12 protein-coding genes are annotated in these 16,520 nt (G+C 53.2%); 8 read left to right on the top strand and 4 right to left on the bottom strand.

Annotated features, from left to right (window positions below):
- Nucleotides 1-132: 132 nt before the first annotated feature.
- Nucleotides 133-657, top strand: a complete 525-nt coding sequence (locus LMH93_RS13380; RefSeq protein ID WP_230065317.1) for an HAD family hydrolase — start codon at nt 133-135, stop codon at nt 655-657.
- Nucleotides 658-703: 46 nt separating this feature from the next.
- Here the strand turns inward: LMH93_RS13380 and LMH93_RS13385 are convergent, their stop codons facing one another.
- Both LMH93_RS13385 and LMH93_RS13390 read right to left on the bottom strand, forming a co-directional pair.
- Complete coding sequence (locus LMH93_RS13385) at nt 704-1,816, bottom strand: HNH endonuclease (RefSeq protein ID WP_230065318.1); 1,113 nt, start codon at nt 1,814-1,816, stop codon at nt 704-706.
- A 313-nt stretch (nt 1,817-2,129) separates the two neighbouring features.
- Complete coding sequence (locus tag LMH93_RS13390) at nt 2,130-3,203, bottom strand: SMEK domain-containing protein (RefSeq protein WP_230065319.1); 1,074 nt, start codon at nt 3,201-3,203, stop codon at nt 2,130-2,132.
- A 603-nt stretch (nt 3,204-3,806) separates the two neighbouring features.
- Here LMH93_RS13390 and LMH93_RS13395 point away from each other — a divergent pair.
- Complete coding sequence (locus tag LMH93_RS13395) at nt 3,807-3,953, top strand: hypothetical protein (protein WP_230065320.1); 147 nt, start codon at nt 3,807-3,809, stop codon at nt 3,951-3,953.
- A 130-nt stretch (nt 3,954-4,083) separates the two neighbouring features.
- Here LMH93_RS13395 and LMH93_RS13400 read toward each other — a convergent pair whose 3' ends face one another.
- Nucleotides 4,084-5,064 (bottom strand): IS5 family transposase, encoded by a 981-nt coding sequence (locus LMH93_RS13400; protein WP_064613796.1) that lies wholly within the window; start codon nt 5,062-5,064, stop codon nt 4,084-4,086.
- Between the two features lie 79 nt (nt 5,065-5,143).
- Here LMH93_RS13400 and LMH93_RS13405 point away from each other — a divergent pair, with 79 nt between their 5' ends.
- Entirely contained in the window at nt 5,144-5,743 is a 600-nt protein-coding gene (locus tag LMH93_RS13405) for a hypothetical protein (RefSeq protein WP_230065321.1), read from the top strand.
- A gap of 118 nt (nt 5,744-5,861) precedes the next feature.
- Here the strand turns inward: LMH93_RS13405 and LMH93_RS13410 are convergent, their stop codons facing one another.
- The gene (locus LMH93_RS13410; RefSeq protein WP_230065322.1) at nt 5,862-6,152 is read right to left on the bottom strand and encodes a hypothetical protein; all 291 of its coding nucleotides are present in this window, start codon (nt 6,150-6,152) and stop codon (nt 5,862-5,864) included.
- A 979-nt stretch (nt 6,153-7,131) separates the two neighbouring features.
- On the opposite strand from LMH93_RS13410, the gene LMH93_RS13415 reads away from it, so the two are divergent.
- From LMH93_RS13415 to LMH93_RS13435, 5 genes are all read left to right on the top strand, one after another.
- Nucleotides 7,132-8,670: a hypothetical protein gene (locus LMH93_RS13415; RefSeq protein WP_230065323.1), complete on the top strand. Its 1,539-nt coding sequence runs from the start codon at nt 7,132-7,134 to the stop codon at nt 8,668-8,670.
- A 476-nt stretch (nt 8,671-9,146) separates the two neighbouring features.
- Complete coding sequence (locus LMH93_RS13420) at nt 9,147-12,923, top strand: YobI family P-loop NTPase (protein ID WP_230065324.1); 3,777 nt, start codon at nt 9,147-9,149, stop codon at nt 12,921-12,923.
- 395 nt (nt 12,924-13,318) lie between these two features.
- Nucleotides 13,319-13,921, top strand: coding sequence for a TIR domain-containing protein (locus LMH93_RS13425; RefSeq protein WP_230065325.1), 603 nt, complete (start codon nt 13,319-13,321; stop codon nt 13,919-13,921).
- A 62-nt stretch (nt 13,922-13,983) separates the two neighbouring features.
- Entirely contained in the window at nt 13,984-15,600 is a 1,617-nt protein-coding gene (locus LMH93_RS13430; protein ID WP_230065326.1) for a CBASS cGAMP-activated phospholipase, read from the top strand.
- A 70-nt stretch (nt 15,601-15,670) separates the two neighbouring features.
- Nucleotides 15,671-16,492, top strand: a complete 822-nt coding sequence (locus LMH93_RS13435; RefSeq protein ID WP_230065327.1) for a toll/interleukin-1 receptor domain-containing protein — start codon at nt 15,671-15,673, stop codon at nt 16,490-16,492.
- The last annotated feature ends 28 nt before the right edge of the window (nt 16,493-16,520 follow it).

Consider the following 16,520-nt stretch of genomic DNA (forward strand, 5'->3'; position numbering starts at 1 on the left):
CGCACCGATGAGGAGCAAGGAATGACAGCAGCAGTAATTTTTGATCTCTTCGGTACGCTTTTGGAGATTCGAAACCGGCAGAGTCCCTATCGATAGCTTCTCCGCCTAGGCTCACAGCAGGGGCGCGTTGCTTTGCCGGATGATATTCGCTGGATCATGACCCACGGCTACGGAATTGAGGATACAGCGGCTGCATTTGGAATCAAACTCAAGCCAACCCAACTGATCGAGCTGCAGAGTGCGCTCGATCGTGAGCTTGAGTCGATCAAGTGCTTTGATGATGCTCTGCCTGCCATCGAGCGTCTCCAAGTGCATGGGATCAAAGTAGGGGTGTGCTCAAACTTGGCCGGGCCCTACTGCTTACGAGCCAGGAACTTACTCCCTGGGTTGGATGCTTACGCGCTTAGCGCTGAAATTGGTGTGCTCAAGCCAGACCTGGAAATGTACCGAAGCGTTTGCGCCATGCTTGATACCTTCCCCAGCCAGGTCTTGGGATCTGAAACCACCCAAGTGCTGATGATTGGGGATTCCAAACGATGTGATGAGCTAGGCCCTCGCGCGTTTGGAATTGTGGGCCATCACCTGGATCGCAAGGGAGCAGGGAGTATCCGGAGTTTGATAGTGTTCACCAGCGCCATTACATGTGACAGCTGGTGAACGCTCCATGGTGCTTAAGCCGACGCTGCCCACTACGGTCAACGTTCTACTGCTGGGTATCTTCAGCTATTATTCCCAGTGCAATTGCTTTGTTGTACACGAAATGACGCTTGGTGAAGTTTGATAGCTGATTAAATTTGTGATGATTATAAGCCTTTAGCATTTCTTTATTTGTCGATGCCGCGTGTGCCATCTTGGCAAGATGGGGCGGTGGCAGCTTTCTAAATTTTTTGATCGGAGGAAGTCCGGGAGGTAGCTTAACTGACGCAATGTAGTCTTCGCGAGAGATTTCTTGATCATTAAGCAGATCGTAGGTGTAGGTTTGAAATATGTCCTCACCTTTATATTCGAAGTTCAGTACTACGTACCATTGAAATGCGTTGAATAGTTCTATGTGGCAGTACAGCATTCCTTCATGCCCGCAGAGCGTTAGCGTATGGCATGGGTAGTGAGGGCTTGCTACAATGTTTCCCTCAAAAAAGTCTTCGCTTTTGGAAGTGGGGAATGAGGGTATCAGCGAGATTCGCTGGGAAATAGAGTTATTTTCTACGTCAAGAGCTTCGTCTAATTGTTCGCGCGCTATGCCGTTGAGAGAAGCGTAGCCGATGGCTATCTTCGCCATACCTTGTTTGAAATTAAGGTTCCCAAGATCGAATGGGATTTCAATTTGTCCGGCCATGTCATCAGCCAGTTCGATTTCGTCCTGATCAGAAATCACGCCATCTTTAATCAGACGCTTCTTGAAGTTTTCTGCATTTTTCAGCGGGTAGGCGTATATCGTCTTGGATTTATCGTCGTAGTAAGGAGAGGTGGGGAAGTACTTGCCATCTTTGAAGTTTACTTTAACTCCATGGCTGATATGGAAGGCGCTCATGCTTGGTGTGGTCTTTCTGTCTTTGTTGACAGAAAGGCGTGACGTGAATGACGCGAATATCTTAACAAATTCTTTGTCGATCTCGTCATTGAGCTTTTGATTTCCGGCATGGCTTAGAATGTTTTTTGACTTGAGTTTCCCGCCTATCGCATTCGGAATAATATGCTCCAAAGATTCTCTGGCCGGATCCAAGGGTTCTTTACCTAAGGGGAGTGGTTCTTTAGTGGAATCCTCTCCCTCTTCAGAAGTCTCCAAGCTTTTGAGGTAATCCTTATAAGCTTCCATGGGGGACTTTAGGTGCTGTCCTGAGAGGTAGCATATTCTCTTCTGTTTTTGATCTGCATGATCAGTTTTAGGCACTTTAATCCCCTGCAAGGCAAGTTAAAGACAGCGCATTTTCCTCGACCGGAGAGCGTTTAGGTAAGATGGTAGGGAGAGCCTCGGCTGGCTCTATTCTATCCACTGTGCTAACCGGATTTTAGTCGCACTTTTGATTTGAGTAAGCTGGGTCTTTGAGCGCAACAGCGGGATTCAAATATGATCCATATTGCTTGGTGAGCCACAGGGTTGTGCGACTCGTAGCGCCCCCAAGAAATATTTAAAAGCCTGAGAAATCTAATTCTACAATTACTCGCTTAAAGGATAGCTTGTTCTCCGTTATAAAATCATAGAACCCAAGCTGAAAACCTTCATGTCCAAGTCGCATGCATAGATCGATTTCAGGAGGAACTCTTCCCTCATAGTCATGCGGAGCTTGGTCGGTATCTATGTAAATCAGGTTTTCGGTGCCTAGTAAATCCAATTCGGCCTGCGCGTCTCGATAGGTTTTAAGCACTGTAGGGTGGTATAAAGTTCGACGCTCCGTGTAGCGCTGATTCTGATAGCTGGAACGCTCAAAAAGCACGGCCAAGAATTCACGTGTGACTCGTGGCAACCTATGTAGCCGTCTAGAGAGTTCTACTATCGCGTCTTTAACTGCATCAATCTCGTCTTCATCCGGTTCCCGATTGTCATGGAGCCTTGATTCCCAACTCGCAAATTTAGAACCATCCCCAAGCTCTGGAGTTGGCAGTATTTCCCATAGCTTGTATCCGGAGGTTTCATAGTTTCCGTCAGGGTCTGGGACTTGAAATTCAATTTTGACTTTTGACATTTGATCTTGAACAAGTCGATGCAGGTCTTTAATCGAATCGAATTTAAGACCTACCACCTTTCTTGCTAGATCAGTCAGGTCAATTATGTCGGCGTCTGGATTGAAGCAAATATCCGGACTGATTTCGTGTTCGTCACGGTTATCCAATGCTGCTACGACAGATTCATACTTTTTTTGCTTTTCGCCCACGACGAGGACTACAAATCTACTGTACTTTTTTCGCTGATCGTCTGTGATCTTTTTGAGGGTGTTTTTTATTTTTTCACTGGTTTTGGTTGTGGTGACCTGAAATGCAATCTTCTTAACTTCGTCGCCTAGATCCACTCCTGGCTCATTCGCCCGATCTTCATTGGTGTTAACTAAGTTATATCCCTCGATGATATTTATGACGTCGCGGAAAAAATTTTCGCTAAACACAGACAGATCTGATAGACCGAGGCGATTTCTAAGCTTTGCCTGCTCGCCTAGACTTGAGAACTCGTCGATAATCTGTCCAATTAGATAGCCGCTGGTTAGCATTTTTATCCCCGTGATTCCATTAAGATATCACGGATCTTAGCTTATTTAATTGAAAGTCTCTAGGGGTGAGGTGCTTGTTAGTTTTTGCGGAGCGCCGTAAGTGACTTCCAACTAGCCAACTGATTTAGCGCCGGAGTGATTTCTCCTAAGATGGGAAGAAGGCAGGAGGATTTGAGTACATTTGAACATCCCTTAGGGGATCAGTGAGCGTGCGCTCAACGGTCGAAACCGTTCATTATCAGAACCACCCTCGCGCGAGCGAGAGGATGAACCTGCCTCTTCCGGGGGCGATTCTACAGTGCCATTATTCGCACTGGAAGGGAGGGCGCTTCCGGGGCCGATATGTCCAGCAATCGCGCGCAGGTGGAGTGTTAGTCGTTCCAGATCAGCAACGGTCGATTTGGCGAGTTGGAGCTGGGCAGCTGTCTGGCGTTGCGTGAGCCCAGCTGCCTTGCCGGACTGGACGGCTTGTTGCCGCTTCAGCCGATCCGGCATTCCAGTTGTGGTGGGTATCTCAGGCCAGCAATGACCGTTCTGCGCTGGTGTATGAAGGTGGTCTACAGTGAGTTGGATTTTCAACAATTTCGGCCACGAGACCCTGATATGAATCGCACCGCCCGGCGTCGCTACGAAAAAGAGTTTCCAAAGATCTTGCGTAAGGACGGCGACAATTGTGGCGTGTGTCGCGCACCGCTGACCCACAACGCGCAGACCTTCGGCGGCTTGCTGCCTAAGGATGGTCTGAAATAGCCCTGTATTTCTGACTGACTTCAGCCTACGCTGATTTTGAAAGCGGTAAACCGATCAAAAAACGATCAAATCGCCCGCTTATTTCGGTGTTTCTGGCCCCAGCGAGCACCTCGCCGCGCCATTTTCTGCATTACAAGCGCACCTCTCCTGCATTCGTCAGTAAATGTCGGCGTGCCATCCATAGGTTCGACAGGGCGAACAGCGTCACCAGTTGCGCGGTGTTCTTCACCAGCCCCCGGAAACGCACCTTGGTGTAGCCAAACTGCCGCTTGATCACGCGAAATGGATGCTCGACCTTGGCGCGCACCTGGGCCTTGGCCTTCTCGATCTTGCGCTTGGCCTTGTACAACGCGCTGCGCTTATCGAGTTTCTTGTAGGTGCTGCGGCGTGCCGCCACCTGCCAGATAACCTTACGATCGACATGCTCTGGACGTTTCTCAACGCCGGTGTAGCCCGCGTCCGTACAAACCACGTTCTCGTCGCCATGCAGCAACTTGTCGACCTGAGTAACGTCCGCAACGTTGGCCGCCGTACCCACCACGCTGTGCACCAGGCCCGACTCGTCATCCACGCCGATGTGCGCCTTCATGCCGAAGTAGAACTGCTGGCCTTTCTTGGTCTGGTGCATTTCCGGGTCGCGCTTGCCGTCCTTGTTCTTGGTCGAACTCGGCGCATGGATCAGTGTGGCATCGACGATGGTGCCCTGGCGCAGCGACAGACCACGATCACCCAGGTAACCGTTGATCACACCGAGGATGCCGGCCGCCAGTTCATGTTTTTCCAGCAGGCGACGGAAGTTGAGGATGGTGGTTTCATCAGGAATGCGTTCCAGGCTCAACCCGGCGAACTGGCGCAGGATGGTGGTCTCGTACAGCGCTTCCTCCATCGCCGGATCGCTGTAGCCAAACCAATTCTGCATCAGATGTATGCGCAGCATCGCCATCAACGGATACGCCGGACGACCGCCTTCACCCTTCGGGTAGTGCGGCTCGATCAGGGCAATCAACCCCTTCCACGGCACCACCTGATCCATCTCGATCAGGAACAGCTCTTTGCGGGTCTGCTTGCGCTTGCCGGCGTACTCGGCGTCGGCGAAGGTCATTTGCTTCATCGGAAAACTCGGCGGGTGGAGTCCGGGTATTTTGCCAAAATCAGGAAGTCTTTTTCAGGATTTCCCTAATGGTGAGGTTGTGCTGACGTCGAACTGCTGTGTCCGCAAACTCGAAACGGTCATGGGGTCTGGGGTTTATATCAACCAGAACACGGACGCCATCGTGAGCGTGTTGCAGCAAGCGCCGGGCGGGCAGATGCCTGCCCCAGATGTTTTCGCCGCTGTTGATCGCATGCGCTCAGGTGTTGATGCCATCGATGCCATGACGAAAGACGTGATGCGCAAAGGTGGTGTAGTCACCGAGCCTACGGTCATCACACTCACTGACACCCCCTGGAAATCTGACGACGCTGCCTGGTTCGAGCGAAACAAAGATCGTACTCATCGTATGCGGCCCATGCATCCTGGGGAGCGTGAGCAGCTTCCGCCCAACCTCAAGCAGTTCCACATGCCCGAAGGGCATCGCTTCGAGATCCTTGTGCGTCAGATTGTTAAAGGTCAGCGCATTCGCTCACTGTTCTGCCGGAACATCGAGATCGATATCCCAGACAGTGACGAGCTTATCCACGCAATCTTCGACATGGTGGCTGCTGGAGAAGGGGATGGCGTTATTCGCCCCGAGCGAATCGAGGCTATTGCCGAGGAGTACCGTCGTTCTGCAGCGGCCCCCAAGCACTGAGTCAGGCAGCGCTGCTCGCTCCGGATACAAGCATTTCAACCTCTGGCGTGGTCGGTGTCACCCTGCACCCGTAGGAGGTTGATCAGAGGGGGAAGCAGGCTGCTCCCTAACTACGGGGTCAGAGTGCTGCTGTGTACGTGTTGATATGGGTGCTGTTGCAGTTGGTCTGGAGGCCCCAGCAGCATGCGTAGCTGCGCGCTTTCTCACGGCCACCACTGTAGAAGACGATCACGGGCTCTCCCTCATGGACGCCACGCTGTGTCAGCCGCGCTCTGGCTGTGAAGGGGACGCCCCCGAGGGTGATGTACTGGCGCCCAGGTGCAAGCATGATCCGGTTGAACGCCCGGGTGAACGACAGGTTGTTGTGCGCTGCTCCGGCATGAGGGCCAAGGTTGGGTTTGACGACCATCGGCAATGTCCTTTGGAATTAGGCTGATGCCAAGCTTAGGGCATTTCGATGCAGTTAAGCAGGGAGAAATGGCGCTTTCTCTCAGCGACGGAAGCGATAAAACCGGTGTGGATTGTCAGAAATTTGTGGTGCGCATCACACGATATGACCAAGTCCGAAAAAAGTACCCCCCTCTTGAAAAACTTCAAGCGAGACGGAGCTCTTATATTTGAGAACAAAGCAAAAGCAGCGACTCCACCGACGCTGTTTTACTGAAGCCGGGCGCTGGTTCTGAAAGGTGTTGCCATTTGCCTTGAACGCTTTCGCTGTTTCTATTCTGGCGTTTGCCACGGTGCTGAAGCTCACATGGAACCGGCCCGGCAGCGGCTAGGGGAAATCGCTCCTTAAGGCCGACAGGCCGAATTGCTTTTCCTACTGGAATCAAAAATAACAAGGTAACGCTGTTACTTTGAATACGGTGTTGTCCGTCCAGCGCATTCCTGTTTCGGACAACACTGAGCCGTGGTGGCCGCTGGGCCAATCACTTCGCCTTTCCTCGCCCCCCCCCCTGTTCGACCACAGGGAGCGCCTCCTCAAGTGCATCGAGTGCGTCCACCGCTAAGGGGGCATCCTCTCGTGCATCGCCCGTGGCTGGACGCAATGTCTTGCAGTGGCGAAGTAGGGCGTCTCGGACGCGATCACCCTTATCGTCAGGATTTCCATACGCCAATGGAGCTATTATCCGAAACCGTTCGAAGCGCAGATCGTTCAGGTATGCCTGCAACCTGGCGCATCCATTTCCAGTGCCGCCATCAACCCCGGCATCAATGCCTACGTCATCCCTAAATGGATGCCGCTCTATCGAGATGCGCCTTCCCGGACGCTTACCTTGTTCGGAGTTTCTGGTTACGCTTGTTGGATCCGCTTCGCCTACCCTCCAAACCCGCTTGGGAGGCGTAGCATCAGGTTCATTTGTCCTTCAGGTGCTAGGAGTGCCGATATGCCCGGGAAAACACCGTGGGAAGCTGCGATTGAGGTTGAGCCGAAAACCGACTCTGAGCGTTACCTGAGCCAGCTTGCGCGTCGTGCGTTCTTGAGCCTCTGGTGCTACAGCAATGTTCATACTGACGAGGGAAAAACCTCGCCAACCGGCGATGGCAAGGAGCTCTGTGATTTACTCGTGGTTTTTGGAAACCACATCCTGATTTTCTCGGACAAGGAGTGCGTGTACACCGACCACGCTGACCCTTTGGTGGCTTGGGGCCGATGGTACAAGCGAGCGGTAGACAAATCGGTGAGCCAGCTGCTGGGCGCCGAGAAATTCATTCGTGAGCACCCCGATCGACTCTACCTGGACAAGCAGTGCAACGTGCCTTTCCCGTTCCGTTTGCCGGACATGAAACAGGCGACCATTCACCGCATCGCGGTGACCCGTGGCTCATACGATGCGGGTGTCGCCAATTGGAAGGGTAAGAGCAGCGGTAGTCTGGTGATCAACACCGTGCTTGAGGGCAAAGCCGACCACCTTAAGATGCCGTTCACCATTGGCTGGCCTGCCGGAAGAGATCGTTTCGTTCATGTGCTGGATGAGTTGACCCTGGACGTGCTGTTGGGTGAGCTCGACACCATTGCTGACCTAGTCGCCTATTTTTCGGAAAAGGAGCGTTTCTTCAACAGCGCCAAGTACATCAGCGCGCCGGGTGAAGAAGAGCTTATTGCGCTCTATCAGACCACTGTGCGGAATGATAAGCACGCGCTGCCGCACGTCTCGAACGTTCCGTCTGGACGGAGCATGATCATGTTGCCGGAGGGGGAGTGGGAGGCTTTCAATGCTAGCTCCCAGCGTGCCTCACGAAATGCTGCCAACCAACAAAGCTACATGTGGGATCAAATCATTGAGTATCAGTCGACTTTCATCAGGTCTGCTAAGTCGGTGGCGGTGCTTGGTGGTGGTTACACCGTGGATCAGCAAGAAGAGCTTGTCAGAGCCATGGCAAGTGAAACCCGCTTTGGTCGACGCATGCTGGCAGCGGCGTTAACCGGCGTCCTACATCGTCCTGTCGTTGCGAGTGCGCAGTTTACCCGCAGAGCTCGAAGTCTCTCGGTGCCTGATCGGCATTACGTTTTCACCGTCATGGGGCGTGACGTAACTAGCGACTATGAGGAGTACCGGAAAGACAGAGCACTCGTCCTTAAAGCCTATTGCCATGGCGTAAGGTTAAAGCACCCTGATGCGAAGGAAGTAATCGGCATCGCCATTGAACCCATGACGTCTGACGCCTCATCGCAGGATGTTCTTTACATGGAGTTTCTTGGGCCACCGACCCCTGAACAACTGGCCTCTGCTCGTGAGGATTGTGATCGCATAGGCATAATGCAAGATTCCGCGATGAGTGAAATCGCATATCCGGCGCAGGAATTTCCAGGGCATGGGCTGATGAAGGATTACGAACGGTCTAATGGGCCTGCTAATCGCGCTGAGCGCCGAGCACAGGCGAGCGCTCAGCGTCGAAGCGGCGGCGGGAAACGAGGGCATTGATACTCTGCAGAGTTGAGATCATGTAGAAATCGCCGTCCAAGCCGCTGTTCTCATCAATTTTTGGGTTTTTGGCGCCAGGCAGCGGCAGTTGCTTCAGCAGGCGAATGAGGTTGTGTAGCTGCTGCGGCAACAGTGGATGCCGGCCTGAATGAGGCAAGGTGAGTTGGGCGGACGCTTACGGTAAGGTTTTTACTGCAGCCCTACGATGCCCAAAAGGTCTGATGTGCTCGCAGAAGCATGCACTCACAGATCTGCCCTTCAAATCCTTAAGTGCTTGGTGGAGATCTGGAGCTGTGGGCTTTGGGTGTCGGTGCTTCGTATCTCCGCCATCGGTGCTTTCGTGGTGTTTACCCACCGAATATGGCATATAGCCGCTATTGGATTTTGGCGCAGCGTCACCGCTGCATCGATTGGATTATTAGCGGTCATTCGCCTGCTCAGCGGGACACGGAAGGCCATTGCATGGGATCGGGTAGATGTTGGGAGCAATCAAAAATCGCTTAGGGCTGGCGTGGGAAGCGGTTGTGGTTGGAGGGAAAGCTGCGTGGAGAGTGCTGTCCATCCAGCGTCAGGGGGGCAACGTTGATCCTTTCTTTGAGCCGTTGACCCCCATTATTGTCACGGATGGCCGATCGGCTCGGTATGAACGCGAGCTGCTACGTGCCCTGGAAAACCCCGATGTTCTGAACATCGCGCTCACAGGTAGCTATGGCGCCGGTAAGAGCAGCGTGCTGAAGACATTCTTCAGCAATCATCCACAGTTCAACCACACCTATGTGTCTCTAGCGACCTTCAGCAAACCCTCCTCGGGTTTGACACCTCAGCCGAGTGGTCAACCTTCCGAGCCTGACTCGGAACCTGAGGGTCAGGCTGCTACTGGGGGCGAGCACACACCAGGCGATGTCGACCTGGTCAATCGCATTGAAGAGACCATCGTCCAGCAACTGCTCTACGCGGTGCCCGCAGCGAAAGTGCCCAAGACTCGCCTGAAGCGGATTGCCCAGGCCTCAACCTTCAGTATCAGCATGCGCACCTTCGGGTTTAGTCTGCTTGCCGTCTGCGCTTTGAGGCTCTATGTGCCCAAGCTTGCGATGATAAAAACCGTGTCACTGGAATGGTTGATCAAGGGCTTGATGGTTGTTCCCGAGTCTGCAGCATTGGCTGGCGTGGCCATTGGTGCTGTCTATCTCTTGTACTCGGGGTTGAGGTTCATGTCCCTGTTCACTATCGATGGTCTGACTCTCAAGGGAGGCAAGCTTGAGGCGACTCACCATGGTTCGGTGCTTCATAAGAACGTCGACGAGATCATCTATTGCTTCGAGCGCAGTGATATCAACGTAGTGGTCATTGAAGACCTGGATCGCTTTGACATTCAGGATATCTTCTTCAGGCTGCGAGAGATCAACTTCATCATCCAGCGATCACCTCAGGTCAGGCGTTCTGTCCATTTCGTCTACGCCATCCGTGACGAGCTGTTCACAGTCACGGACAAGACGAAGTTCTTCGACCTCATCATCCCCATCATCCCTGTGATTAACTCCGAGAACTCCAGGGAAAAGCTGGTCGAGCTCATGAAGGCGCGGCAGGTGGCCGGCAAACCACTGGATGATGGCTTGAACCTCAAGCTCATTGAGACGGTTTGCTACTACATTGACGAAATGCGGCTGATCAAGAACATCGTCAACGAGTATGACGTCTACGCAAATGTACTGGCCAAGGACGGACTGGAGCTAGATCCCAACAAGCTTTTTGCCATGGTTGCGATTCGAAACCTACACCCTAATGCCTACGCTGACTTGGTCAAGCGAAGGGGCGCGATCTATGGGGTCATCGAGGGCTATGCGGCGTGGGTAACAGCCGAAGTCAAGCTGCTCGAAACGGCAGCTAAAACCCTCAAAGATCAGCGCGTGAGGCGCGAGGACGAGGTGGCTGACAACCTGCAACAACTGCGTACCTGTGTCTGGTACGAGCTTATCAAACTTGGGAATAAACCCACTGCAAGCCAGGTTCGACTCGATACAGGTGCCACTTTTTCGCTAATCGACTTTGTTTCTGACTCCGCTTTTTCCCAGGTTGAGGCGTCTAAGACGGCGGTAATGATGACACCATCCCCCTGGAGCGAAGGCGGGCAGGGGCTCCAGACTAGAAAGGCGTTACAGCAGGCTCGATACGATGAGCGCCTGAAACGCTTCCAGACCTCGCTTGATGAGCTGGATGAGCAACTTGAAACGAACCGTAGCAAGGTGCAGCGTCTCAAAACAGCGGGTTTCCGACAGATCGTATCCATGGGGTACGGCAGTGAAGTGGCGAAGCGTCTGAAGGGGTTGGAGCTCATAGTCTTTTTGGTTCACCGCGGTTTTTTCGACACTGATTATGTCGATTACCTCGGCTATTTCTATGAGGGCTCACTCACCCAATCTGACAAGAACCTCATCATGGGACTGGTTCGGGGTGAGGAGTACGATGTAACCACCCCAATACATAATCCGGAGCTTGTGGTCAGAAAGCTGGATCTGGATTCGGTAGCTGATGGGCGCGGCATCATGGTTGATCTCATCCAAGAGCTTTTGCATATGCACAAGGATGACGCGGTTGCCAGGAAGGACAAGCTTCGCATGATCCTCCGAAGTGGTCATGATTACACGGAGCGATTCGCCGAGGCCGTTGCATCGATTACTCCTCGGTGGCAAGCCACGGCACTTATGAGAGCCATGTATGGCGCAGATCGCGACCTCATCCCTTTGCTGCTGAACCATGATCGATTTAAAGCCCCCGTCTTGCGTCAGCAGTACCTCGTTGCGCTTCTGGATGTTCTGGCACCGAAGGAGATGCAAACGCTCGACGATAAGCCTCGCGTACTGAGGAAGGCCATCAGTGAGCTTCGTGAGGCGTCGGTTATTGCCGCGAAGCTTGCGAGTAATCAGAGCGGATGGAGGTGGGTCAGGGAGCTGCCGGCACAATTCTCCAGCCTTGATGCGAGTGCCACGGCCGCAGATCTGCGGCAAATGGTGGAATGGGGTTGCTTGGCATTGAACCTTAAAATGCTCCAGTTGCTCTGCCAGACGCTGGATCCAGGGAATCACAGCGATAGGGTCACGTACCATCGGCTCAGCAAACTGGAACTCACTGGCCTGGACAGCATGATCGAGGAGGATCCGGACGGTTTCGTGGCGCAACTCGTAAGCCAAGAGGGGGCGCTCGAAGAGACACCAGAATCGCTCGTGGCCTTGTTCGGACTTTGCCAGAGCGAACCCTACACACTGGAGGTATTGCTCGAACAGACAACTTGCAGCGTGGCTGACCTTGACGCGGTACCGACTTCGTTATGGGCGAAGATCCTGATGGCGGGACGTGTTCACCCTGTTGGTGAAGCGGCTTGGACGTGCTTCAATCGTGCGCTTGTAGCTGATAAAGAATCCGAAGGCTTCGTCGATTTGGGTGAGTCGGCACTGGCTACATTCGTTGATTTTCTGAAGCACAATGCTCAAGACCTGGCTGAAGAATTATGGAAGGACGCGAAACGCAACGATGGCTTGCAGACATTCCTCATCCGCGCGCCGCAAGTCGACAATGCAACCCTTCGCACGCTTTTCTCGAAGGTCGTGTTGAGCCCAGGGGTTGTCATGGACACCGCGACGCCTCGCAACCGGTGGAGCATGTTCGTCAATAGTGACATGGTCGAGTACCGGGCAGACATCAGGACGTTCATTGCCGAACATGCTTTCACGTATCTAGGCGCCTACCTCATCCGCCGATGGAGCCTTGCCCGTGAACAGATGGACATGTCGGCATTACCGGTGTCGTTGGCCCTTGAGCTGAGCAACGCAGATGTGTGCTCAACAGTTGAAGAAATTGAGATGTGGTCGGGCATTCCCGGAGATGCCTATGACACATGCGAAGGTGCCGTTGAAGCATTGGCTAGAGCGTGTGATCGCGCGACCAGAGACGGATTGAGGTTCCCGACGGCATACCTCCCGACGATGCTGAAGCTGCTCCCGGACGGAGCGCTCTCTAGAGAACAAAGGATCCACATGTTGATCCATGCGCTCTCGATGGGCTGCAGTTGGCTGGAAACTGTTGTCGTGTTGCCGATCGCCGGCGAGGATTATCCGGCCTTACTCAAAAAGCGGCGCGTGACCTTCCCGGCTCGTGATGTAGATCGCCGACTGATCGATGCCCTCGCTGCAAGAGGTTTTGTGGGGGCCGTTAAACCTGAAGCCAAGCGGATTGTGGTTTGGAGCAAACGCAACTGAGCCCGAGGTGTAACTCGTCATCTTGTCCCCGTTACAAGGCCCCGACGTCTGGAAACCAGAGCGGCCCGCTGAATCCACAGCCTAAACGCGCTGTAGGCTCAAAGGCCGCTTTGCCAGGTTGAATTGAGAGTTGCGATGGTACCGTCCCCGGCGGGGTGTGACTGAGCAAGCCCAGACGCTTCCCTGTCCAGTCTGAGTTGCCTCCGACCTTTGCAACTTCGCTTTTGCCATCATAGTGATGTCATGCGCTACTGCTTGGTGTAACCTTGCCTGCTTCTAACCCTCTCAATGCCTAGTGACGTGCCTTACAGGTCAATCATCGGCATTTTCCGCCAGAGCGAGCGCAATCGCTCCAGAGGTGGGCATGGAGGGATCTCAACGAATCGGAGCAAAGGATGGCGCGTAGAACGTTTTTCTCCTTCCACTACCAGGAAGACGTGTGGCGAGTCTTTAACGTCAGGAAATGCTGGGATATCGGTAAAGATCGAGAGGCGGATGGATTCTTTGACGGCAGTGTGTTCGAAGCTTCCAAGAAGGAAGGAGATGACGCGCTGAAGGCTTTTCTTCGCGAGGGTCTGAAGAACACCTCTGTGACGTGTGTACTGGCCGGCCAGTACACCGCTGCCAGGCGGTGGGTAAGGTATGAGATCGTACGTAGTGTTTTGAAGGGGAATGGGCTACTCACTGTTGATATCCACGGCATCAGGAATGACAAACAGGTGCTTGGCGTGAAAGGCCCAGACCCACTGGCTGAGGTGGGTGTTTACCTCTCCAAAGGGAAGCTTTATTTCGCGGAGCTCAAGGCCGGTAAATGGGTACAGTACTCGGACTACGTCTCCTCTATACCCGCCTCTGAACTGTGGTTTGACGCTCCTACCAGGGAAAACACGGTTGTAGAACTGTCCCAGCACTGCAAGAGATACGACTTCGTGGCTAAAAATGGCCGAGACAATATCGCAGACTGGATCGAAATTGCAGCTGTGCAGGCCGGTCGTTAACAGCACAGCTTTAAGCTTACGGGCCTCAACAGTCGATATCTCAGGTCATTCAGGATTTACACATGACAGCCCCCCAGCGCCTGGCCGGCGTCAGAATTCACCTATCCGGTTCGAACAAAGAACTGCAATCCGACATCGCCGAGTTTGTACAGAAGTTCGCAGCGAAGGTCTTCAGTGAGGGGGGCTCTATTGTCCATGGGAGTCACCCGTCATTTACCGAGCCGCTGCGCAAAGCTGCTGAAAACTTCATTCAGGCAGGTGGTAGCAAAGGGGCGCTGACCCTGGTGAGGGCTAAAAGCTACTCCACCGAGGAGTACACGGCTGAAATCGAAGAGCAGAGGGCATTTGCCTCTGTAGAGATCGTACCAGCTGATAACAGCGATGGCTTCGGCGGAGACGGCCTGACTCCGATGCGTGACTGGATGGCTGATCGTTCCGACGTTGTCGTCTGCGTGGGTGGCGCCTGGTGGGACGTCCGCAAAGCAAAGGCGGGCGTTCCCAATGAACTAGCTACGATGCTTGAGCTTGGTAAGCCAGGGTTTGTAGTCGCGGGCTTTGGCGGGGCAATCGCCGGTTATCTTGAAGACAATCCTTCGCTGTTTTCCCGCCTGCGAAATGGCCTGTCTGAAGATGTGAACCGGACTATTGCCGAGAGCACGTCAGCTGACCAGATCGTAAAGCTGATTCTCGACCAGTTGATCAATCTACCGCTTACTCGGCGTAACGTTTCTCGCGGCCGGAATTTTCGCATTTTGGCGCTCGACGGCGGAGGGCTCAGAGGCACCTTCACCGCGGCAGTCTTGGCCAAGTGGGATGACATGCTGAAGGCGGGCGGTGGCAACGACCTCGTTTCGCACTTCGACCTGGTGGCCGGTACGTCCACGGGCGCGATTTTGGCCATTGGGCTCGCCATGGGTTTGAAGCCACGTGAAATCCTAGACTTTTACGAGAAAAAGGGCCCTCAGATTTTCCCGAAGGATCGGAAGCTTCGGCATTGGCTCAAGTCAAAACATGACTCAGCAACGCTTCGCAGTCTGTTGGCTGAGGTGTATGGGGACAAAACGCTGGCTGCAGATTCCCGCTGTCGCCTGGTGATTCCAACTGTCAGGGCCAAGCAAGGTCAGGCAGAGGCAATCGTCACCCCGCATAGCCCAGATCGCACCGCTTACCGGGATATCTCAGCCGTTGACGCTGCACTGGCGTCCTCCGCTGCACCTACCTATTTTGATGAAGTTACCTTCGATGGGCCTGTCGCGTTGGAGACGTTCCTCGATGGTGGCGTCTGGGCCAATAACCCCATCCTTCCGGCGCTGGCAGAAGCGGTTCGATACCTGAAGATCCCTCTGGATAGGATTGATGTGCTGAGCATTGGCACACTCAGCAGCGAAAGCGACTTCACCGACCAGCTCGGAAAAGGGAAGGCGGGTTGGGCACCTCACAGCGTAGATCTCTTTTTTGCCGCCCAAGAACATGGCGCCCTGGTACTCGCGCAGAGCTTCCTGGGGCCGACACGTCATGTGCGTGTCAACCAGCAGACTCCTGACGAAATCAAGATGGATGACGCCGAGGCTATCCAGGAGATGGCGCAACGCGGAAATGAAGCGGCCATGGAGCACTTCGCCGAGGTGCGCTCCAGATTCTTTGACGGCCAGCATGTCGACGCGTGGGAGCGCTTCTGATCTGAGTCGACGCGGGCGCTTCGGTTCTCTGGCGCTCGACTCACCGCATTTTAATAATTTCGAGGTGCTAATGTTCATCGATTTAAGAATTAATAATGTTGCTGGTGCCACGCTTGAGTGGAGCCCCTCTGATATTATCTCGTACAAAGAACGGAATAATAAAATTTCGATGCGCCTGGAAGAATACCTTCTTGACGGGGGCAATGTGTTAGATGCTGCCAAGATTCAGGAAAAAATTTTTCCGAAAAGTGATATCGATGTTTTCATCTCGCACTCGCATGCAGACGAAAATCAAGCCATTGGTTTGGCGTTGAGTCTTGAGTCGATTGGGCTAAAGCCATTTGTAGATTCCTGCACATGGGGGTACGCAGATGAATTGCTTCGCAAGATTGACGAGAAATTTTCTAAGCCCGAAGGTTGGACGTCGTATAGCTATGAGCTTAGAAATAGAACTACAACGAACGTCCATTTGATTCTGAATGCTGCACTTCAACAGATGATTAATGAATCAGAGCTGTTCGTGTTTTTGGGGACGGAAAATTCGGTCAGGTTTGATGAGCACGTTAGTAAGCATAAGCAACTCTCCTCGCCATGGATTTTTTCCGAGTTGACGTTCGTTAAGAATGTTAAACGCACGCCTCGGAAACAGATAGTTATGAGTCTTGAGCACGGCAGAGCGTTCGATCATAAGGAGGGTGTTGAGTTTAGGTTTCCTTTGCCTGAATCATCCCTTTCGATGGATTTTTCGGAGTTTTCACACTGGCTAAATAAAGCTGACTCCTCCGGCATGCGCCCTAGTCACAAATATATCAAAGGGCTTGAGCATCTGGACTTGCTATATAGGGAACTGGGGGTCGACTCAAAACTGCTTGATGTTCCCCGCTCCGCGTAGATTGAAAGTGTAGCATATAATGCAAGGT

It is taken from the genome of Pseudomonas sp. CIP-10, assembly GCF_020911845.1.
Classification (GTDB): Bacteria; Pseudomonadota; Gammaproteobacteria; order Pseudomonadales; family Pseudomonadaceae; genus Aquipseudomonas; species Aquipseudomonas alloputida.

Coding starts and splice junctions, on each gene's coding strand:
- LMH93_RS13395 (WP_230065320.1), top strand. CDS start 3,807: ATGAATCGCACCGCCCGGCGTCGCTACGAAAAAGAGTTTCCAAAGATC.
- LMH93_RS13420 (WP_230065324.1), top strand. CDS start 9,147: ATGTTGGGAGCAATCAAAAATCGCTTAGGGCTGGCGTGGGAAGCGGTT.
- LMH93_RS13430 (WP_230065326.1), top strand. CDS start 13,984: ATGACAGCCCCCCAGCGCCTGGCCGGCGTCAGAATTCACCTATCCGGT.
- LMH93_RS13390 (WP_230065319.1), bottom strand. CDS start 3,203: ATGCTAACCAGCGGCTATCTAATTGGACAGATTATCGACGAGTTCTCA.
- LMH93_RS13410 (WP_230065322.1), bottom strand. CDS start 6,152: ATGGTCGTCAAACCCAACCTTGGCCCTCATGCCGGAGCAGCGCACAAC.
- LMH93_RS13435 (WP_230065327.1), top strand. CDS start 15,671: ATGTTCATCGATTTAAGAATTAATAATGTTGCTGGTGCCACGCTTGAG.
- LMH93_RS13415 (WP_230065323.1), top strand. CDS start 7,132: ATGCCCGGGAAAACACCGTGGGAAGCTGCGATTGAGGTTGAGCCGAAA.
- LMH93_RS13425 (WP_230065325.1), top strand. CDS start 13,319: ATGGCGCGTAGAACGTTTTTCTCCTTCCACTACCAGGAAGACGTGTGG.
- LMH93_RS13385 (WP_230065318.1), bottom strand. CDS start 1,816: ATGGAAGCTTATAAGGATTACCTCAAAAGCTTGGAGACTTCTGAAGAG.
- LMH93_RS13400 (WP_064613796.1), bottom strand. CDS start 5,064: ATGAAGCAAATGACCTTCGCCGACGCCGAGTACGCCGGCAAGCGCAAG.